Raw genomic sequence first — 22,885 nt, 5'->3', positions numbered from 1 at the left:
TTACCGCGTGATAGTATGCGCGTCCAGCCCGGCCAGGATGAAACGCTTGATATGCCGGTGCAATGTAGCCGCCTCGCACGATGCGGAGGAAACGCAGTGCTCCAAGGCCTTGGCGTCTGCCATGTACGGAAACGAACACAAGGAAAACATGCTCAGGAGGCATTGGTCCACAATCGCGGAATCGGCGGGCGAACCCACGATCTCGCTCAATATCCGCTTGATGATAGTGACCTTTGGAGAGGCATCCTGGCTAAGATACTCCACGAATTCGGCCGAGGGAGAAGTCAGCTCCCTGAAAAACAGACGTATCTGCCAATCCTGCGAGGCCTGCGCCGCCAGGACCGTGTCCAGTATCCGCTCCAGCTTTTCCTTGGCCGGGCGCTGGCTTGCCGCAATTGCCTCCAGCATTTCCAGGCGCAGGATATACTGCGTCACGTCAGTCAGTATTTCATGATACAGGCCCGCCTTGCTGCCGAAATGGTAGTTCACCGAGCCCACGGTGGCATTGGCGCGCTCACAGATTTCCTTGCTCGTGGTGTCGCTGTAGCCGCGCTCGGCGAAAATCTCGCCAGCACGCTGCAAAAGCAGCTTGCGCGTGGCAAGTCCGTCGGAGCGGATTTCACGGCCCGCTAACGGTTGGCTTAATTGGGAAGAAGCATTCATGTTGTGCCCGATTAATGGTTGGCCGCTGCACTGAACCAACATGCAGTCCGGCAAAAACAGTTTCAATTGTAATTGAAACTAGAGTAAAGTAACCATTGTTGAGTTTAGAAATTACTTGTATCAGGGTAGGCAAAGCTTTCTTGCCCAGGCTAGCGAGATACGACAACAATGAAAACACCCACCCCTTTGCCGCAACCACGGAGCAGGCATCAGCACTGGCAGCTCGCAATTGCCGCCTTATGCCTCGCACTCGCGGGCTGCAAATCCATGGCGCCCGATTATGAACGGCCGGCCGCGCCGGTTGCGGAACATTTCCCCCAGGCCGGCGCAGACACGGGCACCGATGCAGCCAGCCTGGCCTGGCAGGACTATTTCGCCGATGCCACCTTGCAAGGCCTGATCGGCGACGCGCTGGCGAACAACCGCGACCTGCGCAGCGCGATTCAGCGCGTTGAAGGCGCGCGGGCGCTGTATGGCGTGCAACGGGCGGACTTGTTCCCCGGCCTCAACGCCCAGGGCAGCTTCGCCCGCTCGCGCACGCCGGAAGACATGAGCCTGATCGGGCGGCCCATGGTCCTGAGCGAATACCGCGCGGGGTTCGGCATCAGCAACTGGGAGCTGGATTTCTGGGGCCGCATCCGCAGCCTCAGGGATGCCGCGCTCGAAACCTTCCTCGCCGCCGAGTCTTCGCAGCGAGCTTCCGCCATCTCACTGGTGGCGCAGGTGGCGAACAGCTACCTCAATTTGCGCGAGTTGGATCAGCGCATCCTGATTGCCGAGAAAACCATAGAAAGCCGCCAGGAATCGGTACGGATTTTCCAGCGCAGGTTCGATGTCGGCTCCACCTCCAAGCTCGACCTGAAGCAGGTGCAGGCGCTGCTCGCCCAGGCGCAGACCCTGCTCTACCAATTGCAGCAATCCCGCGCCACCGAGCTCAACGCGCTCACCTTGCTGGTGGGCAAGCCCGTCGAGCTCGCTCCGGCCGGCCATGCCTTCTCCGAAACGAAGATGCTGCACCAGCTCAAGCCGGGACTGCCTTCCGAAGTACTGACGCAACGCCCGGACATCATTGCCGCGGAACACCTTCTCAAGTCGGCCAACGCCAATATAGGCGCGGCGCGCGCGGCGTTTTTCCCGCGCGTCACGCTGACTACCTCGCTCGGCACCGCCAGCCGCGAACTGAATGGATTGTTCGATGCAGGCAGCCACGCCTGGAGCTTCGCCCCCAGCGTTTCACTGCCGATTTTCGATGGTTGGCGCAACCGCTCCAACCTCGAGTTCGCCGAGGTCAGGCGCGACCTGGCCGTGACCAGCTACGAGCAAACCATCCAGACCGCCTTCCGCGAGGTGGCGGACGCCCTGGCCGCCCAGCACGGCATACGGCAGCAACTGGTCAGCCAGCAGGAGATGCTGGATGCCCAGGCGGAACGCGCCCGCCTCGCCAAGCTGCGCTACGACCATGGCGCCACTTCGTATTTCGAGGTGCTGGACGCCGAGCGCAGCCTGCTGGACGTTGAACAGCAGCTGGTGCAAATGCAGCGCGCACTCTTCTCCAGCCAGGTCAGCCTGTATGCCGCGCTGGGCGGCGGATCGCAATCCATTGCCGTGTCCTCGCCCCCGATTACGCCTATTAACCGGCAGCCCGCCAATTGAACGGATCACGCCATATGAACCCAAAAATCAAAAAATTCGCCCCGCTCGTGATCATTGCCGCATTGGCCGCCGGCGGCTTTTATGCCTGGCAGGCCATGAACGGCAATAACAACACTGAAGGCCTCGCCAGCGGCAACGGACGGATAGAAGCCATAGAAATCGATGTCGCCACCAAGCTGGCAGGCCGCGTCGACGAGATCCTGGTCAACGAGGGCGATTTCGTCGAGAAGGGGCAACCGCTTGCCAACATGCAGGTGCAAGTGCTGGATGCGCAGCGCGATGAAGCGCGTGCACAGCATCAGCAGGCGCTCAACAGCGTGGTGGCCGCACAGGCGCAGGTCGCCTTGCGCGAAAGCGACAAACGCGCCACGCAAGCGCTGGTGACACAGCGCGAGAGCGAGCTCGACGCCGCCCAGCGCCGCCTGGCGCGTTCCGAGACGCTCTCGGCCGAAGGCGCTTCCTCCATCCAGGAACTGGACGACGACCGCGCCAGGGTGCGCAGCGCACAAGCCGCCGTCGAAGCCGCCAAGGCGCAAGTCGCCGCATCGCAGGCCGCCATCGATGCGGCCAAGGCGCAGGTGATAGGCGCCAGCTCGACCGTGGCGGCGGCGGAAGCCACCATCGCCCGCATCGAGGCCGACATCACCGACAGCCAGCTCACCTCGCCCCGCGCCGGCCGCGTGCAGTATCGCGTGGCGCAGCCGGGCGAAGTGCTTGCCGGCGGCGGCAAGGTGCTCAACCTGGTCGACCTCTCGGACGTCTACATGACCTTCTTCCTGCCCGAAGCCGCCGCAGGCAAGCTCGCGATGGGCGCGGAGGCGCGTATCATCCTTGATGCCGCGCCGCAGTACGTCATCCCCGCCACCATTTCCTTTGTCGCCAGCACTGCGCAATTCACGCCCAAGACGGTGGAAACCGAGAGCGAGCGGCAGAAGCTGATGTTCCGCGTCAAGGCGCAGATAGACCGCGAACTGTTGCAGAAACACCTGAAACTGGTCAAGACCGGCCTGCCCGGCGTGGCCTGGGTCAAAGTGGACAACCAGGCGGAATGGCCTGCTGAACTGGCGGTGAAAGTACCGGAGTGAGCGGTACCAGGCAACAGCCAACGCCTGTCGTCCGATTGCAGGACGTCAGCCTGCATTACGGCAAGATCACGGCGCTGGACGGCATCAGCCTCGATATCCCGGCCGGCTGCATGGTGGGCATGATAGGCCCGGACGGCGTCGGCAAGTCCAGCCTGCTGTCGCTGGTGGCGGGAGCAAGGGCGGTGCAGGCGGGCAAGGTGGAGGCGCTGGGCGGCGATATGTCCAGCAAGCAGCACCGCGACGACGTCTGCCCGCGCATCGCCTATATGCCGCAAGGCCTGGGCAAGAACCTCTACCCGACATTGTCGGTGGAAGAAAACCTGCAGTTCTTCGGCCGCCTGTTCGGCCATGACGCGCAGGAACGCAGGCGGCGCATCGACGACCTCACGCGCAGCACCGGCCTGCATAAATTCCTCGACCGCCCGGCGGGCAAGCTTTCCGGCGGCATGAAACAGAAGCTGGGCCTGTGCTGCGCATTGATCCACGATCCCGACCTGCTGATCCTCGACGAGCCCACCACCGGCGTCGACCCGCTCGCCCGCGCCCAGTTCTGGGACCTGATCGAACGCATCCGCCAGGAAAGAAACAGCATGAGCGTCATCGTCGCCACCGCCTACATGGACGAGGCGCAACGCTTCGACTGGCTGGTGGCGATGGATGACGGCCAGGTGTTGGCGACGGGCACGCCGCAGGAACTGCTTGAACGCACGGGTTCCAGCTCCCTCGAAACCGCGTTCATCGCGCTGCTGCCGGAAGAAAAGAAGCAGGGCCACGAGGAAGTCACGATTCCGCCACTGCCCGAGGGCGACGGCAGCGACGCGGACATCGCTATCGAGGCCAAGGACCTCACCATGCGCTTCGGCGATTTCGTCGCCGTCGACCACGTCAGCTTCCGCATCCGCCGCGGCGAGATTTTCGGCTTTCTCGGCTCCAACGGCTGCGGCAAATCCACTACCATGAAAATGCTTACCGGCCTGCTGCCGGCCAGCGAAGGGCAGGCCTGGCTGTTCGGGCACGAGATCGACCCCAGGGATATCGACACCCGCCGCCGCGTCGGCTACATGTCGCAGGCGTTTTCGCTCTACACCGAGCTGACCGTGCGGCAGAACCTGGTGCTGCATGCCCGCCTGTTCCACGTGCCGGAAGCGGACATTCCCGCCCGCGTGGATGAAATGGTGCAGCGCTTCGACTTGGAAGAAGCGCTAGACAGCCTGCCGGACGGTCTGCCGCTCGGCATCCGCCAGCGCCTGTCGCTGGCCGTCGCCATGGTGCACAAGCCCGAGCTGCTGATCCTCGACGAGCCGACCTCCGGCGTCGACCCGGTCGCCCGCGACAATTTCTGGCGCCTGTTGATCGAGCTGTCGCGCCGCGACCGGGTCACCATCTTCATCTCCACCCATTTCATGAACGAGGCCGAGCGCTGCGACCGCATGTCCTTGATGCATGCGGGCAAGGTGCTGGTCAGCGACACGCCCGCGAACATCGTCGCGCAGCGCAACGCCGATACGCTGGAGCAGGCCTTCATCGACTACCTGGTGGAAGCAGGCGGCGGCACCGATCACGCCGCTCAGCAAGCCAGCAATACAACGCCAGATATTACGCAAAGCAGCCACCAGGCTCCGCATCGCTTTTTCAGCCTCAACCGCATGTTCAGCTACCTCTGGCGCGAAATGCTGGAGCTGCAGCGCGACCCGGTACGCGGCGGCCTCGCCCTGGCGGGCTCGATGCTGCTCATGTTCGTCATGGGCTTCGGCATCAGCATGGATGTCGAGAACCTGACCTATGCCGTGCTGGACCGCGACCAGACCACGCTTAGCCAGAACTACGCGCTCAACCTTTCCGGCTCGCGCTACTTCATCGAGCAGCCGCCGATCCGCGACTACCAGGAACTGGACCAGCGCATGCGCAGCGGCGAACTTTCCCTCGCCATCGAGATACCGCCCGGGTTCGCCCGCGACGTGCAGCGCGGCAGCCGGGCCGAAATCGGCGCCTGGGTGAACGGCGCCATGCCGCAGCGCGCCGAGACGGTGCAGGGCTATGTGCAAGGCATGCACCAGCAATGGCTGCAGCAACAGGCGCAGGAGCGACTGGGCGTCAGCGTCGCGAGCGCAGCCACCATAGAGACGCGCTACCGCTACAACCCCGACGTGCGCAGCCTGCCTGCGATGGTGCCCGCGGTGATCCCGCTGCTGCTGCTCATGCTGCCCGCCATGCTGTCCGCCTTGTCCGTGGTGCGCGAGAAGGAGTTGGGCTCCATCATCAACCTCTACGTGACGCCGGTGACGCGCACCGAGTTTCTGCTCGGCAAGCAATTGCCCTATGTCGCGCTCGCCATGCTGAATTTCCTGCTGATGGTATTGCTCGCCGTGACCGTGTTCGACGTGCCGGTCAAGGGTAGCTTCGCCACGCTGGCGCTGGCCGCCTTCCTCTATTGCATCGTGGCCACCGGCATCGGCCTGCTCGCCTCTACCTTCACCCGCAGCCAGATTGCCGCGCTGTTTTTCACCATGATCGCCTCCATCGTCCCGGCGGTGCAGTTCGCCGGCATGCTCAACCCGCTCTCGTCGCTGGAAGGCGCGGGCCGCATCATCGGCGAAATATACCCGACCACCTATATGCTGATCATCACGCGCGGCGTGTTCAGCAAGGCGCTGGATTTCTCCGACCTGCACGCCTCGTTCTGGCCGCTGCTGGTCGCCATTCCCGTGGTGCTGGTGACGACCATCCTCCTGCTGAAGAAACAGGATAAATGACATGAAGCGCCGCCCGACTCCATTCGAGAACATCGCCCCATGCGCCATCTAGCCAACATCTACCGGCTGGGCGTCAAGGAGCTCTGGAGCCTGATCCGCGACCCGATCATGCTGGTGCTGATCGGCTACACCTTCACGCTCATGATCTACAGCTCGGCCACCGCGGTGCCGGAAACCCTGCACAAAGCCCCGATCGCTATCGTCGACGAGGACGCCTCGCCCTTGTCCGCGCGCATCATCTCCGCGTTCTACCCGCCGCACTTTTCCACGCCGCCGCTGATCACGCAAAGCCAGATCGACCCGGGCATGGATGCCGGCGACTACACGTTCGCCCTGCATATCCCGCCCGATTTCCAGCGCGACGTGCTGGCCGGCAAATCGCCCGCGCTGCAGCTCAACGTCGACGCCACCCGCATGTCGCAGGCCTTTTCCGGCAACCGCTATATCCAGGAAATCGTGCTCACCGAGGTCAACGAATTCGTGCAACGCTACCGCAGTGCAACCGAACTCCCGGTCGAGCTGGCGCTGCGCATGCGCTTCAACCCCAGCCTGATCCAGGCATGGTTCGGCGCCATGAACGAAATCATCAACAACATCACCATGCTCTCCATCATCCTCACCGGCGCGGCGCTGATCCGCGAGCGCGAGCATGGCACCATCGAACACTTATTGGTCATGCCGGTCACGCCGACCGAGATCATGCTGGCCAAGGTCTGGTCCATGGCGCTGGTGGTGCTGGTGGCCTCGACCTGCTCACTGGTGTTCGTCGTCGAAGGCTTGCTGCAGGTGCCCATCCAGGGCTCGATCGGCCTGTTCCTGCTGGGCGCCACCCTGCACCTGTTCGCCACCACCTCGATGGGCATTTTCATGGCGACGCTGGCGCGCAACATGCCGCAGTTCGGCATGCTGATGATCCTGACCCTGCTGCCATTGCAAATGCTGTCCGGCGGCCTCACGCCGCGCGAAAGCATGCCGGAATTCGTGCAGAACATCATGCTGCTGGCGCCGACCACCCACTTCGTGGAACTGGGTCAGGCGATATTGTTCCGCGGCGCCGGGCTGGATGTGGTTTGGGGTTCCTTCCTGGCGTTGCTGCTGATCGGCACCGTGCTGTTCATCGTCTCGCTGACGCGTTTCCGCAATACGATCAGCCGCATGGCTTAGAACGGCTAACAAAACTCAGCGAAGCGTTCCTGGCTAGGCGCTCTGCCGCAGGCAGTACAATGAGTACGACAAGGCAGGGCAACAACGCCAGGAGAGTTTTATTAGCCGTTCTAGTAAATTATGGTGACACCGTCTACCAATGCTCGCGGTTCCATGCGCGCTGGCCGGCTTTGTCGTGAAACGTCCAGGCGACGAAACGGCTTTTCTTCTGCCCCTGTGCCATGTCGATTGTCTTCACCTTGTACGCACCCGCCGCCCTCAGGCTGCGGTATACCGCCGGCAACGTCGCGGCCTTGGATACCAGCGTGGTAAACCAGAGGCATTGCGCGCCAACCGCCGCGCTTTCCTTGACCATGCGGCCGATGAACGCCTCTTCGCCGCCTTCGCAATACAGCTCGGCGGCCTGCCCGCCAAAATTGAGCCGGATGCCAGGCTGATTGCCTGGCGTACGGCCTGGTCTGGCGGGTTGCATGCCTTTGCCCGCAGGCTTGCCGCGGCTGCGCTCCAGGTTATGCCACTTGCGCTGCGTCCCCGCCATGGCCGCCGCCTGGGATGCATGGAAAGGCGGGTTGCACATGGTCAGGTCGAAACGCTCGTTTTCTTGCACCACCCCTGAGAACACCGCCCCTGCGTTGCGCTGCAAGCGCAATTCGACCGCAGCGGCAAGGCCAGGATTGGCTGTCACGATCCTTTGCGCATTCTCCAGCGCCTCGGCATTGATGTCGGTACCGACGAAATGCCAGCCGTATTCCCTTTGCCCGACGATGGGATACACCAGGTTGGCGCCTGTGCCGATATCCAGCACCCTGACGTTGCCGCCGTATGGAATATCTCCGTCATTGCCTGCGTCCAGCAGATCTGCCAAGCAATGCACGTAATCCGCCCGGCCAGGAATCGGCGGACAGAGGAATTGCGGCGGGATGTCCCATTCCGCAATGCCGTAATAATGCTTGAGCAAGGCCTGGTTCAGGGTCTTGACCGCCTGCGCGTCGGCAAAGTCGATGCTGGCATCCTGATATTGATTAAGCCTGACAAATGCTGCCAGGGCAGGATGGGCTTCGACCAGCAACGCAAAATCGTAGCGCTGGCGGTGCCGGTTACGCGGATGCAGGCCGGATTTCTCGTCCGGGACGGAACGCTGGCTCATAGGCTGGTTATGGATGCGCTATCTTGCGAACGCATCCATGAGCAGGAATATCCCTTCCTGCCGCCGGTATTGATTGATAGCCGGCACCAGCCGGCGGAAATGTTCGGTCTGGCAATGGATGTCCAGCGCCGCCCGGTCAGGCCATTCCTCGACAAAGATGAAATGCCCAGGGTCTTTCTGGTCGGTGAACAGGTCGTACGCAATGCATAACGGTTCCTGCCGGGTCTTCTCGACCAGCTCCGCATACAGCGGCGCTACCAGGTCAATGTATTCCGGCTTGATAAAATCCTCGGCGATCACCTTCAACATGGCAACTTGTTCTTTCATCTATATGGTTGGCTTGACTGCTATCGCCTGCACCACCGAGGCCAGTCCGGTATGGTAAGCGCCCTCCACCACCTCGCGTTCCACTTCTTGCAGCCAATCGAAGCTGAATCCATGCAATGCGTGGCTCAGTATAGCTTGCGTCATCATGGCGTCCGCGTCCTTGCCGCCGCCGGTGCCGTACTCCAACTGCTCCGGCGTGTAGGCTTCCAGCAGGAATACCCCGCCGGGCTTCAGCCCCTTGACGATCTTGGGGAAGACGACGGCCTTCAAGCCCGACGGCATGGGACAGAAAATCGAGACGATGCCGTCCCATTGCTGCTCGCCGAAATCGAAACTGGCGAGGTCGGCATGGATGCATTCAATCGCGACGCCATGCTCCCTGGCGAGCTTCCCGGCCTTTTCCAGCCCGACGGCGGAACCATCCATCGCCGTCACGGCGTATCCGTGCCTGGCCAGGAATACCGCATTGCGCCCCTCCCCCTCGGCAATGCTCAGCACCCTGCCCTGGGGAATGGCGCGGAAATGCTTCGCAAGGAAAGTATTCGCGGCCTTGCCGTAGGCATAAGCCTCGGTGCCGTATCGTTCGTCCCACATGGTGATGTGCTCCAGCGCTATTGCTAATTCAACTTGCCGTCCTAGCGGATGAACCGCGCCAGCACCGCAGCCAGCTCCGGCATGATAGGCAGCTCGGGCTGGGTATAGGTATTCCAGTTCTGCGCGTGGTCCGGCACCGATTTCTTGAAAATATGGTTCATGCCGTCGATCGAGATGACCGTCGCCCTTTGATTAGCCGCCCCCAATAACCATGCATCCTCTTCATCCACCTGAATATCCGCCGTCCCTTGCACCACCAGCACCGGCATCTTCAACTTGGCGACCTCCTTGGCGGGATCGTACTTGAACCACGAAATCAGGTACGGCTGCACGCTGGGCCGGAACAATGCCTGCAGGGCGGGATTTACCAGGTCTACCGTCTTGCCCCGCTTCAGCCTCTCGATCACAGGCAACGCCATGGACTGTATCTCGGCAGGCTGGGTAGCCAATTGCATCTGCAGCAATTGGTCGGCGGACCTGCCCGGCCCGGCAATGGAAACGAAGTTTGCCACCTTGGCCTGCCGCGCAGCCAGCATGCCGAGCAGCGACCCCTCGCTGTGGCCGATCACGGTCACATTGCCGAAGCGCTTGTCCCGCGCAAGCCATTTCACCCAATCGCGCGCGTCGGCGGCATATTGCTCGAAACGCAAATCCTCCTCCCTGGGCGCGGCGCTCATGCTTCGGCCCACGCCGCGCTTGTCGTAGCGCAAGCTCGCAATCCCGTATTGCGCCAACGCGCCGGATAGCTGCAATAAGGCGTTGTGATGCAGGCCGGGCTGGTTGCCGTTCCTGTCTGTCGGGCCAGACCCTGCCACCAGGAGAACCACCGGCATGCCGCGTTTCGCCTCGGGCACCAGCAATGTTCCCTCGAGAACGCCGTTGGCGGTTTGCAATTGCACGACAGCCTCTTCCACGGCTGCATGTGCAACGCCCTGCATGAAAACCATCAGCCACGCCGCCATCAACAAGCGCCAATTCATTCCTGATGCTCCAGCCAATATTGGCGCAATTGCCTTTCTTCGCGCATGACGTGCAAAATCAAGACCGTACCACGCTCTTGGCGGTAAAAAACCCGGCAAGGCGGGCATACGACTTCACGATAGACCGAATCGGGCAATTCAGGCGGTACCCGGCCAGACTGGGAAAACTGCGCCAGCTTCTCTACGCTGTCGAATACATTCCCTACCAGCTTGCGTGCCGCGTCAGGTTTATCCAGCGCAATATATTCGGCAATTTCATCCAGTTGATCCAATGCCGGAGACGTCCAGATTATTTCAGCCATTTTTGCATACGGTCCCTGGCTTGCTCGTGCGTCAAAGTGCGTTGCTCAAGCACGGCCCGCTCACCCTTGACCAGCGCCTCCAGCAATGCCAGCCTGCGTTGCATGAACTCGTAATCCTGCACATCCACCAGATACGCAGACGGCTGCCCATGCTCCGTGATCAGCACCGCTTCCTTCGACGCATGCAAATCTGCGAGAATCTTGGTAGCCTGGCGTTTCAGGTTGGTCACCAATTCGACTTTCATTCCAAGATCTCCAACATTAAAAGTATCACTATAGTATCACTTGTTAAGCAGCAAGAAGCGATTCAATTCACGTGGCATCAACAGTATGATCTAAGCTGGATATTCATTTTATTGCCAAGGCACCCAATGACTACAACATTTACCTCTCCCGTCACCAACCTCCTGAACGCCCAGTCCGTCCCGTTCACTGTCATTGAAATCCCGCTAAGTGAAGACAAGAAACCGGTGCGCAACCTGGAAGAACTATTGGAAGGCCAGGGGCTGGACCCTAAATCGGTGGTGCGCAGCGTGCTGTTCCGCACCGGCTCGGACCAGTTCATCCTGCTCGCCGTTGCTGGCGGTGGCCGTGCCGACTGGGCCATCCTGCGCAACCACCTCAACGAGCGCAAACTGCGCATGGCGGAATATGACGAAGTGCCCGAAGCTACAGGCTACGTCGTCGGCGCCTTGCCGCCGGTCGCCCTGCCAGAGGGACTCAAGGTGTTGGTGGACAACAGTGTGAAGGATTATGAAACCGTGGTGATCGGCAGCGGCGTGCTGGGTTACGCCCTGGCGCTGAAAGGGACAGATTTGCTGAAACTGTTCGGCGATGCGGAACAGGGTAGCTTTGCCAAGGTTTGAGTCAACTGATCCGTCATCCTGCGGATTGCCATGTTGTAAAAGCGGCTGCCACCCCTGCGGGTCACTTCACCCTGTCGCATGACACCTCGACGCTGCACGCGCCGTCGCTCAACCAGGTCTGGCCGTCCTGGATCGTGCATTGCAGGGTCATCGTGCGCTGTGCCAGCGCTGCCAAAGCCTTGGTCTGCGCCTGCGGCAGGTTGAACACGCCCAGATTCCTGAGCCGCGCAAACGCATTGCGGTTCTGCTCGAACCACATCTCCGCCGTACGGCCGCCATAGGCATAGACCAACACTTCATCCGCCCGTCCACAGGCCTTGCGGACCAGTTTTTCATCCGGCAGCCCCACATCGATCCATTGCTCGATCTTGCCTGTGAGGTCCTTGCGCCAGAGATCCGCCTCCTCGTCTTCCGTCATGCCCTGGCCGAATGCCAGCAGCTCATGCGCCTGCAATGCGAACGCAAGCAAGCGCACCATCATGCGTTCATCCGTTTCGGACGGATGGCGCGCCAAGGTCAACGCATGGTCTTGATAATAATGCCGATCCATATCCGCCACCTGCAGGGTGACCTTGAATACGGTGGATTTGAGCGCCATGACATGCCTGGAGTGAGTGAAAGAAGGACGCAAGCTTACGCACATCTTGTGGCGATTGCCACCATTCCGGCTGCACGTCGCAGATCATTTGCCTGGTAGGCTGAATATCGGGCCACTGGCGCGCCCACTCACGCGTTGTATGACGCGGTAAGACTGCATCCAGGTTTTTTGCGACTCAGAAAGGGAGGTGTTTCTGAGTACGGTCACCATTTCGGCCTTGTTGTTGACATTGAGCTTATCGTAAATCACCCGCAGGTAGTAGCGTATGGTGGTAGGTGAAAGGTTGGCTGACTTGGCGATATCCTTATAACTGGCTCCGGTGGAAAAGGCTTGGGCCACCATCAGCTCTCGCTTGGTCAGTAAATCGATCCGCTGCCTTTGCCGGATGGCCAGGATACAGAAATCGCCAATGAACTCATAACGCGCAATAATCTTGGAAAACTTGATTTCAGCAATCCTCGTCTCACGGCTCATTTGGGCAATCATCGCCTGAGGCAGGGTCAGGCTGTTCAGCTTCGGCCACTCCTGCCGCAAAATATCGAAGAAGGTGTTATCGGCGTCAAATATCTGGAACTGCCTGTCGACGATGGCAAGGTAGATGGATTCGTCGTGCAGCCTGTCCTTGTATTGCTCGCTGTAGCGCATCCTGTTGCTTTCCCATAATGCGCACAAATGCGGCATGAGGAATTTGTTGACCAAGCCTTCCCTGAGGGTGAAGCGCGGCGACCCTTGCTTGCGATAAAGAGACAGGAAGACAAAGGCATTTTCAGAAGGCAGATAATGGGAAGTGCAGAAAGCCTGCTTCACGGCATGTTCGCCCATCAGGGTCGCCAGCCCGGGCGCCTCGTCAAATGCAGGTTGGTCAAAATACACCGTCTGCGCCGGTTTGACTTCCACCGCCTTTGCCAACGCATCATCGTATTTCAGCTCTTCCCACATCGGCACAAAGGAGTTCGGCAAGTTATGCAGATGCGAGCCATGCAAGCTGAAACTGATCTCATTGGGAGACATGATCCCCCACCACGCGGTATCAAAAGGCAGGATTTCCTGCACTGTATCCAATGCAAGTTCCTGATATCGATCAATAGGCGCATATTCGGCAATATCATGCAGTTTAAGCAATACGTTGCTGAATGCCTCGACAGTACTGGTCATGACTTGACTCCCCTTGCAAATTCCCGGCAGTCGAGATGTCACCGAATTGGGCAGGCCTGCCCAATCTTGGGTCATGAGCACTCCCCTGTCAGTCACCCTGCGCGAAAATTTACAAAAACAATAATATAAACAACGGATTACTTATCCTATACAACGTCTTTCAGGCGATTGATCCGCTGCCGGGTACTTTCATGTACAACCAAGCAATAAAGATGCCAAAATCAATTCAAATCAATTAGATATGCATAGAAAATACGAAGCTGGAATATATAAACGTAAAAAAGCGCCAGCCATGCGGTGTGCAATAGCTGGCGAAGGGGAGGAGCCGGGAAGTTAAGACGTCAATTCATGCCATGTCAGCCATGATCATCGCCACTGCTTTTCTTGCGAAATCCACAACCCACCAGGAAGCGCGCCTGGCTTGATGAAGGCGTTGACTACATTGGAGAGCAGCTTGGAAATATTGTTGTCGAAATTGTATGCAGGCAGTGCCTGACCAAAGGCAATCGAGCCGGTCGAGAAGACGCCGCCATGATTGGGAGCAGTGAAATAGACGATGTCCGCCCTGACCCTGTAATCCTGCGTACCACCAGTGCCAGGGTAGGCATACAGCAGCTCTTCCGTGGACAATACATAATTGTCGGTATGACCGCCAGACGATGCAATGATCTTGGCATGCGGCGGCGTGCCCAGGCTCAGGTCGTAACGGTCGACTTCCACCCCTGCTGCCCCCCCATGGGCCAGCCCGAAGTCTCCGAGGATTTCGCCTTCTATGCCTTCCGTGATCCAGGACACGGTGCGGTGATAGCTATCCGGCATACGGCGGAACGGCCGGCCACTTTCGAAGCCTTCGCCGATAAAGCCGACGCCCAATAATTTCTGTGGCGGACGCCCCAGGTTTTTCCAGATGCCACTCTTCTGTCCTGTGGTCTGCAGGTAATGCTCGCCCGGCCTGGCGGCCCATGCGCGCATGCCCGAATCCAGCTTCCTGACCTCCATGACCCACGGCTCATCGTCACGATAGGCCACATTCCAGTAATAGCCGTTACCTCCCATATAAATGAAGCGGCCCCCTTGCTGGATGAAATCCTCGTGGGCATCCAGAATGCGCTCCGAAATATATTCAGGGTGGGTGCCCGATATGATGCATCGATAGGGCGCCATGGCAGAGAGTCCTTCGCGATGCACATCCTCTTCGGTGATGACTTCATAGTCATACTGCATATGCTCAAGCCAGCCGACAATCGACAGGTCGGCAGGGAATTGCCAGGTAGACCCGAACCCGGACATGCGGAATTTGGGCCGCATATTGATGATGGGGCGATGATAGGAGCTGAAGCATACCCCTGCACCATCCATGTAACTGTCGTACGTCGAAAAACCGAACTCGGGATTCTGGTACATCTCGACATCCACTGCCGAGATGATGGGAGGCCGGCCACTCATAGGCTGGACGATCTGCGCATCAAAACTCAAGTGTTCATTGGCATAAGCCAGGTAACTGCCGGTGGGAATCAGTAGCGCCAAGGCACTCTTCGGTTGTTTGGCACGCACAAAGAAGACGATGTATTCCTCATCCAGCCCCTGCGTAGTTTGTTTGTTATTGTCTGCCCGCAGCCGGATGGCATAGACGCCACTGCGCAAATCGTCGGGAATGCGCAGGCGCTTGGTTTGTTTCCAATTGCAGTCGATCATGGCATCGGCATGAAACTCGACCCCGCCATATTCCTGCGGCGCCAAGCGGAAGCTGTCATTGCGACCACTCCAGTTCCAGCCGGTCTGTCCACGGACTGGGCGGTTGTATCCATGTGCATGCAGGCCATTGCCCGACACATCCACGACGGTGTCCCCTATCCCGTTGTCGGTGTAGCCTGCCGTGGTGTCCCAGTGTGCGAGCAGACCTTCTGTTAAAGGTGGTTTGCCCGACTTGAGTTCATCGAGCTCGGCGCGCGATAGCGCCCTGCCATACATACCGGGCCGGTCTATTTTCCCGCAGTAGGTCTGGTTGACAAAATGTCCGCGGAGCTCATGCCAATCCTGGGAACCTGCTATAAGAAAAGGAACCTCTGGAATATTCCTTGCCCTGAAGCGCATGACCTCCATCACATGCGAGCGATAATCCATCGGCACGACCTTGCCAAGCAGGCTGTTGTAGCGGTTAGCCACGCTTTCCTGATACAGGGTGGCCTTACCAGTCGAGGCGTCATAGCTGACCGCCACGAAATACCACATCTTGGCAATGAGCGGCACTTCCGCTGCCACATAATCCACTTCCTTGCCATCGCCTAGCCAGAATTCGAGCACCCCCTGCTTGTTGATGCCCAGGCAGTAGCCCTGGTTGTGATAGCAATCCCAGCGCCCCAGCAGCGCCTGCCTCAGGCCAATGGTGGGCAGCGTGGGCCAGATATAGGCATAGAGGGTGAAGCTGCCGTCATGCGCCAGCTTGTTGCCCGGATCCGCCACCCTGAGAAACGAGCCGACCTGGGTGAACTGCTTTTGCACATCCCACTCACCATTGACGGGACAAGGCACTTCCTGCTCGATGAAGCCAGGGCCGTCCGGGTGGGCATCCCCATGAATCAGCCTCACCAGTTGCGCAGTGACTTTTTTCGTGCCATCGACACTCACATGGAATCCGATCTCATCACCAGGCTTAACGGAGATTTTGTCGGTATAGCCAAATATCTTGATTTGAGACATACATATTTCCTGACTGAAGAAAGCGTTTTAGAACCGCTAACCCTGCAGCCTGGAACCATCATCGATGGTCCCAGGCTGAGCAGTTAGAACTGCAGCTGGAGACCAACGACGAACTTGTCGTAGCTATCCTGGTTTTCCGTCTTGTTCTTGGTGTAAACACCACTGATGCGGGCATTGTGGCCATCGATGATGTAATTCAGCCCAATGTCGTATTCCCTGACATCCAGGCTGGCATTGCCATCGGCCGCGAACTTCTGGTAGCGGGTATAAGGCTGGAACCTTCCCCACCCAACCGTCTGCGGAAACATCCAGGACAGAACTCCGAGGTAGGCCTTGCCCGCCTGGACGCGGCTGACGCCATTGATATCCATGCCTGCCAGCACGGCATCATTGTCAAAGTCATAGCGGTAAGCCGCTGCCTCGATGTCCAGCACGCCGCCGGGCAACACTTTTTCCAGCAGGAAATCGACGTTATAGCCTAGGTAATCATCGCGGGCGATTACGCTGCCGACAGCATCTTTCTGGTAGCGGCCCGAAAAGCCCAGGGACAGTACATCCTTGCCGAAATAGGCGCTGCTGGTGTAGAAACCTGGGTCCAGGTTGGCCTCCCAGAAGTCATACTGCAGGCGCCCCGCGTACATGAGATTGTCGCTGCGGTTAGGGTCCAGAATATTGTTGCCGGCAAATGCAGAAGCCTGGTTGCCTTCATAAATGCCGGCGGAATACACCAACCGCTTGTCCAGCACTTTCCCCCAGAACAATATGCCATTGTCTCGCCCGGTCTGCTTGTTCTGGTATTGCGACACAACGCCGGGGAAACTCCAGCCATTCATGAAAAAATGCCCATTCATATTGACGCGATCGGAAGGCGGCAGCAGCAGGCCAACCCAGATATTGAACTCGGGCATGAATTCCAGTTGCCCATAGGCATCGATGACCCTGAAGTCATCGTCTCCTATCTTGTCCAGCGTCACCGTTCCCTTGATATATTGGTTCAACGAGCCAGAAAGGTAGATCCGGGCGATATCCAGCTCGAAATCCTTGCTTCTGGAGCTCGCATTGGGGGCGGCATCTTCCGTACTGGTGAACGTGGTCCGGATACCAAAACCCAGTGATATCCACTTATCCTCACCAAAATTGATGGTGCCGCCTGCTTGCGCAGTCGAGACGAAGCCCATACTGCAGGCCAACATCACGGAGGGTAAGATATTGCTTCCAAGCCTGTTCTTCATCACAAAATCCTTCAAAAATTAACGTGGTTGATTTGCAGATTTTGTTTTAGGCACTAACTCTCCATTAAGTCCTGTACACGGCGCACGAACACGGCATGCAAGGCCTCTGATTCTGATTTATAGATTTTGTCTTCCACGACGCGGGGCGGTACCCCTCGCTGTCCAGACATCGCAATGATGCGGTAGGACTTGAAGGGCTCGATGGCTTCGAGGGCATACTTGTCGCTTTGCGGCTGCCGGCGGAAGTAATTCAGCAGGCGCTCCAATGCCTCGCTGTGCTGCCCAAGCGGGCTGCGCCTGTGTTCCTCGATGACTTCTTCGGATACCAGGGTCTTCAGGAAATCGCGCTGCATCTTGTCGAAGCGACGCAGGAATATCTGGTCTTTGTCATGTGTTTCTGTAGCTTCTTCAGGTAACATTTCCCCACCTTTTTCTGCACGAGTTGAACGGTTTTCACTTTTCTTCTTGTTGCGCCAGGCGCGAAACTGCTGCTTGATCCCGAAGACCCCGCCCTTCAGGAACAACACCACCGACAGCATGATCACGCCGATCAGGATCAATCGCAGCGGGCCCCAATCGATGAAGACCTTGTCGATCATCACGACGACCAGGGTGCCGAACACCGCGCCTTCCGAACGTCCGATCCCCCCGATCACCAGCATGGCCAGGCCAAGCAGAACGGAATCCATGGAAAACAGCGAAGGAGATGCACCGTGGAAGTGGCTGGCATACACCCCGCCCAGCGCCCCCAGGACCACCGAGGTAATGATGAAGACCTGAATGCGCGCCCAGCGGAAGTTCACGCCTGTGGCCTCGGCAAAGGCCTCGCGCTTTTCGGGCGCCATGCGCAGAATCCGTCCCAGACGCTTACCCTGGATGAAGCGGAACATGAAAAGCACCGCAAGCATGACGGCAAAACAGACGTAGTAACTGATGGTCAGGCCGCTGATTTCACTGATGCCGTCGGGCAGGTAGCTGTCTGCACCATAGACGCCGCCAGTGGCTGAGCCGAAGGTGCGCGACTGGATCACGTACACACGGCACAGTTCCACCAGACCCAAGGTGAGCAGCGCGTAATAGAAGCCTTCCAGCCGCGTTGCCGGCAATGCGATCAAGATACCGAACACCAGGCCGATCACCGACCCCACCATGGGCAGCGACCACCACGGCAGCCCGTAAGTCAGGGATAGGTAGGCAGCCCCGTAGGCCCCGGCGCCGACAATGGCCATCGATGCCAGGGAGAAAATCCCTGCAGTGCCGATCACCAGCGTCCAGCATAGGTTGATGGCAGCGTAGATGAAGAACACGGCCCCCGCATTGAGCAGGGTACTTTCGAGCCCGCCGGGCATGAGCAGGGGCGCAATCACCATGGCGATGAAACTCAGCATCCAGTAGACCGGGCGGCGGTCAAGAATGGTTTTTTCCCGGCGCAGGCTCTTGGCGTTGTACTCACCCCGGATGTTCAGGATACGCCTGCGGGTGAAGGGATAACGCCAGCGGTGCCAAGTCCTGGCGCCATGTCCGGGGAATTTGTAGTAGTAGCGCAGGCGCCCTACCTTGTATAGTTTTTGTTTCGCCTTGATTGTCTCAATCCAGGGCTTGATAGGAGAGGTCCATGGAATGGTCGGCACATTGTCCGCCTCTCCCTTGATGCTCCAATTGGCGACGGGATTTTTCCAGATATTTGCCATGATTACGCCTCGCGTTGTTTATCGAGAATGCCGGCGATACCGCGCGGACGGATGATCAGCACCAGTATGATCAGCAGGAACTGGGTGATCAGGATGTATTGGCCACCGAGGATATCGGCCGTCAGCGCCTCATTGACGCCGATCATGACCGCAGCAATCATGGCGCCGCCGACGCTGCCCAACCCGCCGCACAAAGCCACGCTCAAGCCCTTGATAAGCGGCGTGACGCCAGAAAACGGGCTGACGAAGTAAGTTTGCGACAGCAGGACGGATGCGAGGCCAGCCAGCCCGCCGGTCAGGGCCATGACATAGAATCCAGTACGCCTGACGCCTATGCCTACCAGCGAGGCTGCATGCGGGTTCATCATCATGGCGCGAATTTCAAGCCCGCGGCGACTGGAGCGCAGCCACCATAAGGCCAGGGTAAGCATCAGGATGGAGGTCAGAATGGCGCCGCCCTTGTCGGCAGTGAGCACCACTTCGCCCAGCTCAAGTTCCCAGTCGCCAAACAGGGGCGGCAGCGTTTTCGATTGTGGCCCGAAAAAATAAAGTAGGGCCTGGGTGCCGATCAGGCTCAACGCCAGCGATGCAATCAACCCGCGTACCGTAAAATTAGGCTTGTCGTGGATAGGGATGAAGGCCACCGCGCATACCAGCACCCCGACCAGCGCGCCGGTCAGGATGCCGCCAAGGATCACGACCGGGCCCGACGAGGAAATATACTCACTGACGAGCCAGGCGCCGTAACCTGCTGTCGCGAAAGTAAATCCGTAACTCATATTGATTAAGCCCAGGCTGGACCATGTGATCGACACCCCGATAGCCAGGGTGCCGTATATACAGGCCAGCGTGACCGCCGTGATGGCAACAAAACCGATATCAATGTCCATGGCCCTATATCTCCCTCTTCATTTCATGGGCAAGCGAAGTGGATGCCTCGCCTTTCAGTTTCCCCACATGCATGCCGATCACCCTGTCGACCTGCCCTTCGAGCAAAGCCATGTTTTGCTCTGCAATGATCATGGCGGAATTGCCCAGCTCGATTTCCATCAGAGCCTTCATCACCCCCTTGCCGATTTTGGGGGCCAGCCCCAGCGAGGGCTCATCCACCAGCAAGAGAGAGGCATCCGACATCAACCCGCGTCCGAGCGACACCATGCGCCGCTCGCCGCCTGACAAACGCCCGACCGGCGTACTCATCAACTTCCGCAGTGGCGGGAAGATCTCCAGTATCTTTTCCTTGCGCGCCTTGCGGTCGCGCCATGCCGCCGGCGTGAAGGCGCCACTATCCAGATGCTCTTCCACGGTCAGGCCGGTAAATATCTCATCGCCCTGCGGCATGAGCGCCAATCCCTGCCTCACCACCAGGTGGGTATAGCGCCCCGGCCCCTGGCTGCGGGTGCCGCCTACCTCCTTGCCGTTGAGCTTGATCGAACCTCGCTGCCAGTCCGTCATCCCGGCAATCGCGGAAAACAAGGTCGATTTCCCATGGCCGTTCAAACCCACGATGCCGATACGCTCGCCGGCATACACCACCAAGTCGAGGTCATGAATGACCCGCATAGGTCCCCAGCCGGCGGAAAGCCCCTGGATATTGAGGATTTCTCTTCGCTCACTCACCGCAAGTCCCCCATTGAATATCTCCGTTCATCAGCTTGTTCATGCCTTTACTCGACATTCTCGAAATAGGCGGCATGGACTTGTGGGTTGGCGAGGACACTGGCAAGAGAGCCTTCGGCAATCTGCTCGCCCGCGTCCATTACCATGACCCGGTCTGCAATCATTTCCAGCAATTCCATGCGATGCTCCACGATGATGATGGACACGCCCATTTCCTTTGAAAGCATGCGCATCAGGTGATCCAGCTCATCGACTTCGGAATTGATCAGGCCTGCGGCCGGTTCATCCAGCAACAGCAATGGCGGACGCCTCATCAATAGGCATGCCAATAACAATTTGCGGCGGTTCAGCGTTTCCAGCTCGCGGGCATACTGGTCAAAATCCACCTGCAGATTCACCAGGTCCAGCCCCCACTCGGCGTCATGGCTGGTGAGGTAAGGCAGATACGCCTGGCGTGCAGCCTTCAGCACCTCTCCTACCCGGAGCTCGTCCGGGACCAATGGCGTCTGGTAGGTACGCCCGATACCAAGGCGCGACCGCTTGAATAACGGCATGGAGGTCACATCCTGTCCCTGGAACATCACCTGGCCGCTCTTGGGGAATATGCGGCCGCTCAACACCTCAAACAGGCTGGTCTTCCCCGCCCCATTGGGGCCGATGATGCCCATCACCTCCCCTTTTTCCACCGAGAGGGAAATACCCTTCAGGATTTCCCTGCCGCCCAACTCCAGCTTGATGGCCCTGCCTTCAAATAAAGCTGTCATCACTCATACCCATCGAATCGTTTGTGAAAGCCCGGGTTACATCCATGGCGTTGGCTTGAAATCGACTTCCTTGAGTTGCGGGGGATAAATGATCTTGTGTTGTCCGCCCTGAACCTGGAAATAGAGCTGGCTCATGCCGCTATCGATACTTTGCGTACCCAGCGGAAAATGACGGGCTTCCTGTCTGGCATTGCCCATGTAGGACCAGCCGCAGACGCCACGGAATGCGGTTTTGCGGAGATAGTCGTTCACGGCCTTGAAATCATCGGGATTGCCCACGGCATTCCAGGCCTGGGCCAGCATATTGACGATATCGTAGCCGCCGCCGGTGTAGCACAGCCCCATCGTCTTTCCCGGAAAGCGCTTCTGGTATTTGTCGCGGAAAGCCTGGCCTTTCTTGTCGGCATACACCCCGAGCACCGTGCTCCAGACAAACCCTTCCGCCGCTTTCCCGGTCAGCTCCAGGAACTCAGGCTGCGACGGGCCGTATTGCAGGTAAATCAGTGTTCCCTTGAGCGGGTTGGCACGGAACTGCTTGCAGAATGCGGCATACTCGGCAGCCACCCAATGATCCATCATCACCGTACCGGCGCCGGTCTTCTTGATATCCCTGATCACGCTACCCCAGTCCTGCACCGGGTACTGGATATCCGTCACCTTGGCCAGCTCGAAACGGCTGTTTTTGAGCGCCGCCTGGCAAGCGCGGGAAATGGTCTGGCAATAGGCGATCTGCTCCTGAACGATATGCACCTTGTTGTTCTTGGGCTTCCAGCTACCGCTGGCTTCAAGGCTCTCAAGAAACACAGGGAAGGTTTCGCCATAGAACACCTCGGAAGGATCCATCTGGAATATGTGGTTGTACTTTGCAGGGTATTTGGCTACCAGGTCGGTCGCAGCCCGTTGGGTATTGCCATTGACATAGGGACACTTGTAGTTGACCGAGGCGTCCATCGCAGGAATCGGCACGAACAGGAAAGGCGAGCTGATCGCATGCACTTTCAGGTCAACCAGCTTGCGGATGGAAGCTTGGCAGCTTTCTGCCGACAGGAGATCGACATCAATTGGCCGAAGCTCCAACGGGCGGCCGAGAATGCCGCCATTGGCATTGATCTCTTCCTGAGCGAGAATCGAGCCGTTCATGTGGTCGGCATGATCCGCAACCCCGGCAGCAGCGGTTGTCGAAATCGTCAGGCCAAGTACGATAGGCTTGCCAGTGGGCTTCTTCGGCGCACTGACATCAGCCGTCGCCGCAATGGTGCCAATAGGAACCGCGGCTGCGGCCGACGCCGCCGCCAGCATTTGCATGATTCTCCGGCGCTCAAAATTCGTATCCATACTGATTTCCTCGCTCATGACTTGAAATAAGATGAGTCAAAGTCTAGCGAGCGGAAAATCAGAAAAACACCGTACAAATGTACGGTTTGTGTGCGAAAAGTAGAGAAAACCGGGGTAGCGCGACCAGGAAATGGCGCCTATGCACCACGCAATGATAAGAAGACGGGCGGATAGAGCGGCGCCAGGCCACCTTCTGGCCGCTGCCGGTGCAGGGATAAGGGCTTACGGGACGCTAGCGGCGCTGCCATCATTCCTC

21 protein-coding genes are annotated in these 22,885 nt (G+C 58.8%); 5 read left to right on the top strand and 16 right to left on the bottom strand.

From position 1 onward, the window contains the following. Positions 1-663: a TetR/AcrR family transcriptional regulator gene (locus tag ACJSDX_RS09470; RefSeq protein ID WP_407994492.1), complete on the bottom strand. Its 663-nt coding sequence runs from the start codon at positions 661-663 to the stop codon at positions 1-3. A gap of 168 nt (positions 664-831) precedes the next feature. On the opposite strand from ACJSDX_RS09470, the gene ACJSDX_RS09465 reads away from it, so the two are divergent. The 4 genes from ACJSDX_RS09465 to ACJSDX_RS09450 are packed head-to-tail and all read left to right on the top strand — an operon-like array spanning position 832 to position 7,318. Continuing rightward, a complete protein-coding gene (locus ACJSDX_RS09465; RefSeq protein WP_407994491.1) occupies positions 832-2,316 on the top strand; it encodes an efflux transporter outer membrane subunit in 1,485 nt (494 codons plus the stop codon). 14 nt (positions 2,317-2,330) lie between these two features. Further along, entirely contained in the window at positions 2,331-3,401 is a 1,071-nt protein-coding gene (locus ACJSDX_RS09460) for an HlyD family secretion protein (protein ID WP_407994490.1), read from the top strand. Then, positions 3,398-6,154 (top strand): ribosome-associated ATPase/putative transporter RbbA, encoded by a 2,757-nt coding sequence (gene rbbA / locus ACJSDX_RS09455; RefSeq protein WP_407994489.1) that lies wholly within the window; start codon positions 3,398-3,400, stop codon positions 6,152-6,154. Before ACJSDX_RS09460 ends, rbbA begins: the two co-directional genes overlap by 4 nt. Before the next feature lie 39 nt (positions 6,155-6,193). Beyond that, entirely contained in the window at positions 6,194-7,318 is a 1,125-nt protein-coding gene (locus tag ACJSDX_RS09450; protein ID WP_407994488.1) for an ABC transporter permease, read from the top strand. A gap of 133 nt (positions 7,319-7,451) precedes the next feature. Here ACJSDX_RS09450 and rlmF read toward each other — a convergent pair whose 3' ends face one another. From rlmF to ACJSDX_RS09420, 6 genes are read right to left on the bottom strand one after another with little or no spacing between them, the layout of a single operon-like run. Then, positions 7,452-8,465 (bottom strand): 23S rRNA (adenine(1618)-N(6))-methyltransferase RlmF, encoded by a 1,014-nt coding sequence (gene rlmF, locus ACJSDX_RS09445; protein ID WP_407994487.1) that lies wholly within the window; start codon positions 8,463-8,465, stop codon positions 7,452-7,454. A gap of 18 nt (positions 8,466-8,483) precedes the next feature. Then, complete coding sequence (locus tag ACJSDX_RS09440; protein ID WP_407994486.1) at positions 8,484-8,792, bottom strand: putative quinol monooxygenase; 309 nt, start codon at positions 8,790-8,792, stop codon at positions 8,484-8,486. Then, complete coding sequence (locus tag ACJSDX_RS09435) at positions 8,793-9,386, bottom strand: SAM-dependent methyltransferase (RefSeq protein ID WP_407994485.1); 594 nt, start codon at positions 9,384-9,386, stop codon at positions 8,793-8,795. 41 nt (positions 9,387-9,427) lie between these two features. After that, positions 9,428-10,366 carry an alpha/beta hydrolase gene (locus ACJSDX_RS09430; RefSeq protein WP_407994484.1) on the bottom strand — a complete coding sequence of 313 codons (939 nt, stop codon included), beginning with the start codon at positions 10,364-10,366 and terminating at the stop codon, positions 9,428-9,430. After that, on the bottom strand, positions 10,363-10,668 hold the full coding sequence (locus ACJSDX_RS09425; protein WP_407994483.1) for a type II toxin-antitoxin system RelE/ParE family toxin: 306 nt from the start codon (positions 10,666-10,668) through the stop codon (positions 10,363-10,365). Before ACJSDX_RS09425 ends, ACJSDX_RS09430 begins: the two co-directional genes overlap by 4 nt. Then, entirely contained in the window at positions 10,656-10,913 is a 258-nt protein-coding gene (locus ACJSDX_RS09420; RefSeq protein WP_407994482.1) for a type II toxin-antitoxin system Phd/YefM family antitoxin, read from the bottom strand. The genes ACJSDX_RS09425 and ACJSDX_RS09420 overlap by 13 nt, the downstream gene beginning before the upstream one ends. Positions 10,914-11,039: 126 nt before the next feature. Here ACJSDX_RS09420 and ACJSDX_RS09415 point away from each other — a divergent pair, with 126 nt between their 5' ends. Continuing rightward, on the top strand, positions 11,040-11,534 hold the full coding sequence (locus tag ACJSDX_RS09415) for an aminoacyl-tRNA deacylase (RefSeq protein ID WP_407994481.1): 495 nt from the start codon (positions 11,040-11,042) through the stop codon (positions 11,532-11,534). A 61-nt stretch (positions 11,535-11,595) separates the two neighbouring features. Here the strand turns inward: ACJSDX_RS09415 and ACJSDX_RS09410 are convergent, their stop codons facing one another. The 9 genes from ACJSDX_RS09410 to ACJSDX_RS09370 form a co-directional block, all read right to left on the bottom strand. Beyond that, positions 11,596-12,132, bottom strand: a complete 537-nt coding sequence (locus ACJSDX_RS09410) for a YaeQ family protein (RefSeq protein ID WP_407994480.1) — start codon at positions 12,130-12,132, stop codon at positions 11,596-11,598. 84 nt (positions 12,133-12,216) lie between these two features. Then, positions 12,217-13,287: a response regulator transcription factor gene (locus ACJSDX_RS09405; protein ID WP_407994479.1), complete on the bottom strand. Its 1,071-nt coding sequence runs from the start codon at positions 13,285-13,287 to the stop codon at positions 12,217-12,219. Positions 13,288-13,653: 366 nt separating this feature from the next. After that, entirely contained in the window at positions 13,654-15,987 is a 2,334-nt protein-coding gene (locus tag ACJSDX_RS09400; protein WP_407994478.1) for a N,N-dimethylformamidase beta subunit family domain-containing protein, read from the bottom strand. 83 nt (positions 15,988-16,070) lie between these two features. Beyond that, on the bottom strand, positions 16,071-17,219 hold the full coding sequence (locus tag ACJSDX_RS09395) for a porin (RefSeq protein ID WP_407994477.1): 1,149 nt from the start codon (positions 17,217-17,219) through the stop codon (positions 16,071-16,073). 53 nt (positions 17,220-17,272) lie between these two features. Continuing rightward, the gene (locus ACJSDX_RS09390) at positions 17,273-18,910 is read right to left on the bottom strand and encodes a branched-chain amino acid ABC transporter permease (RefSeq protein ID WP_407994476.1); all 1,638 of its coding nucleotides are present in this window, start codon (positions 18,908-18,910) and stop codon (positions 17,273-17,275) included. Positions 18,911-18,912: 2 nt separating this feature from the next. Further along, a complete protein-coding gene (locus ACJSDX_RS09385) occupies positions 18,913-19,800 on the bottom strand; it encodes a branched-chain amino acid ABC transporter permease (RefSeq protein WP_287110563.1) in 888 nt (295 codons plus the stop codon). Positions 19,801-19,804: 4 nt separating this feature from the next. Beyond that, positions 19,805-20,530, bottom strand: a complete 726-nt coding sequence (locus tag ACJSDX_RS09380; RefSeq protein ID WP_407994475.1) for an ABC transporter ATP-binding protein — start codon at positions 20,528-20,530, stop codon at positions 19,805-19,807. Between the two features lie 47 nt (positions 20,531-20,577). Continuing rightward, the gene (locus tag ACJSDX_RS09375) at positions 20,578-21,294 is read right to left on the bottom strand and encodes an ABC transporter ATP-binding protein (protein WP_309566901.1); all 717 of its coding nucleotides are present in this window, start codon (positions 21,292-21,294) and stop codon (positions 20,578-20,580) included. 36 nt (positions 21,295-21,330) lie between these two features. Continuing rightward, positions 21,331-22,629: an ABC transporter substrate-binding protein gene (locus tag ACJSDX_RS09370; protein ID WP_407994474.1), complete on the bottom strand. Its 1,299-nt coding sequence runs from the start codon at positions 22,627-22,629 to the stop codon at positions 21,331-21,333. Between the last annotated feature and the right edge of the window lie 256 nt (positions 22,630-22,885).

This window comes from Methylobacillus draconifructus, from assembly GCF_045984355.1.
GTDB lineage: Bacteria > Pseudomonadota > Gammaproteobacteria > Burkholderiales > Methylophilaceae > Methylobacillus > Methylobacillus flagellatus_A.
Note: the sequence above shows the minus strand (reverse complement) of the source record. Positions and strands in the feature narration are given on the sequence as shown.

Coding starts and splice junctions, on each gene's coding strand:
- ACJSDX_RS09470 (WP_407994492.1), bottom strand. CDS start 663: ATGAATGCTTCTTCCCAATTAAGCCAACCGTTAGCGGGCCGTGAAATC.
- ACJSDX_RS09465 (WP_407994491.1), top strand. CDS start 832: ATGAAAACACCCACCCCTTTGCCGCAACCACGGAGCAGGCATCAGCAC.
- ACJSDX_RS09460 (WP_407994490.1), top strand. CDS start 2,331: ATGAACCCAAAAATCAAAAAATTCGCCCCGCTCGTGATCATTGCCGCA.
- ACJSDX_RS09450 (WP_407994488.1), top strand. CDS start 6,194: ATGCGCCATCTAGCCAACATCTACCGGCTGGGCGTCAAGGAGCTCTGG.
- rlmF (WP_407994487.1), bottom strand. CDS start 8,465: ATGAGCCAGCGTTCCGTCCCGGACGAGAAATCCGGCCTGCATCCGCGT.
- ACJSDX_RS09440 (WP_407994486.1), bottom strand. CDS start 8,792: ATGAAAGAACAAGTTGCCATGTTGAAGGTGATCGCCGAGGATTTTATC.
- ACJSDX_RS09435 (WP_407994485.1), bottom strand. CDS start 9,386: ATGTGGGACGAACGATACGGCACCGAGGCTTATGCCTACGGCAAGGCC.
- ACJSDX_RS09430 (WP_407994484.1), bottom strand. CDS start 10,366: ATGAATTGGCGCTTGTTGATGGCGGCGTGGCTGATGGTTTTCATGCAG.
- ACJSDX_RS09425 (WP_407994483.1), bottom strand. CDS start 10,668: ATGGCTGAAATAATCTGGACGTCTCCGGCATTGGATCAACTGGATGAA.
- ACJSDX_RS09420 (WP_407994482.1), bottom strand. CDS start 10,913: ATGAAAGTCGAATTGGTGACCAACCTGAAACGCCAGGCTACCAAGATT.
- ACJSDX_RS09415 (WP_407994481.1), top strand. CDS start 11,040: ATGACTACAACATTTACCTCTCCCGTCACCAACCTCCTGAACGCCCAG.
- ACJSDX_RS09410 (WP_407994480.1), bottom strand. CDS start 12,132: ATGGCGCTCAAATCCACCGTATTCAAGGTCACCCTGCAGGTGGCGGAT.
- ACJSDX_RS09405 (WP_407994479.1), bottom strand. CDS start 13,287: ATGACCAGTACTGTCGAGGCATTCAGCAACGTATTGCTTAAACTGCAT.
- ACJSDX_RS09400 (WP_407994478.1), bottom strand. CDS start 15,987: ATGTCTCAAATCAAGATATTTGGCTATACCGACAAAATCTCCGTTAAG.
- ACJSDX_RS09395 (WP_407994477.1), bottom strand. CDS start 17,219: ATGAAGAACAGGCTTGGAAGCAATATCTTACCCTCCGTGATGTTGGCC.
- ACJSDX_RS09390 (WP_407994476.1), bottom strand. CDS start 18,910: ATGGCAAATATCTGGAAAAATCCCGTCGCCAATTGGAGCATCAAGGGA.
- ACJSDX_RS09385 (WP_287110563.1), bottom strand. CDS start 19,800: ATGGACATTGATATCGGTTTTGTTGCCATCACGGCGGTCACGCTGGCC.
- ACJSDX_RS09375 (WP_309566901.1), bottom strand. CDS start 21,294: ATGACAGCTTTATTTGAAGGCAGGGCCATCAAGCTGGAGTTGGGCGGC.
- ACJSDX_RS09370 (WP_407994474.1), bottom strand. CDS start 22,629: ATGGATACGAATTTTGAGCGCCGGAGAATCATGCAAATGCTGGCGGCG.